Source organism: Flavitalea flava, from assembly GCF_054461575.1.
Genome location: NZ_JBTLQH010000132.1, coordinates 1 through 832, shown reverse-complemented (window position 1 = coordinate 832; position 832 = coordinate 1). Strand labels below are relative to the sequence as shown.

Below are 832 nucleotides of genomic sequence, written 5' to 3'. Positions count from 1 at the left end.
CTAGTGTCTAGTCAATATAATATTGTCGGATAAAGTTTTTTTAGTTTTATCCGGGCCTCCTTGGTGGTAAACTGCCAATTAATTGCGGCCTTTTTACCATTCCGGTAGGATTGCCAAGCCTGTACCTCCGCTTTGATAGTTTCCATATTGTCTATTCTCCGATTGAGGCACTGTTTTGTTAATACATTCAATTCGATTTCTGCCATGTTCAACCAACTCCCGTGCTTGGGTGTATAGATAAATTCAAACCGGTCCAATATTCTTTTTGCTTCTGCGGGTGGAAAGGCTTCGTACAAAGCTCCGGGTTTATGCGTGGCTAAGTTGTCCATGACCAGGGTTATTTTAGCTGCTTTGGGATACAGATCATCGGCTATTTCCCTGATCAACTCCGCCCAATCCAATTTGGTCTTCCGCTCCGTTACTTTGACATGCCGCTTTCCTATCAATGGTTCGTTAACCATGAATATATTGCACACGCCACACCTTTCATATTCAAAATCACTGCGGGCCGCCCGTCCCCTGCCCATAGGAATCGGCACCCGCGTTTCCCGGATAAGTTGCTTTGGTGATTCGTCCATACATACCACCGGGTATTTTCGGCTATAAGGGCGTTTGTACACATCCAACACTTGTTCCATGGAGGCTACAAACTGACCATTCGCGGTAGGCGGAATTACCCATCCCTTGACTCTCCACGGTTTTAACTCGTTTTTTTTAGCACTTTTCTTACCGTCTCATGGCAAATACTGTCTACATAATTCAACTCCACCAGTTTATCGGCCAATAGCCTAAGCGTCCATTTCCCATGGCCTTTTGGTGGTTTACTGCAACT

1 pseudogene is annotated in these 832 nt (G+C 45.2%); it reads right to left on the bottom strand.

Going from position 1 to position 832, the window contains the following annotated elements:
- Positions 1-11 precede the first annotated feature (11 nt).
- Positions 12-832, bottom strand: a pseudogene (locus ACX0G9_RS31690) (IS630 family transposase); the annotation flags it as partial.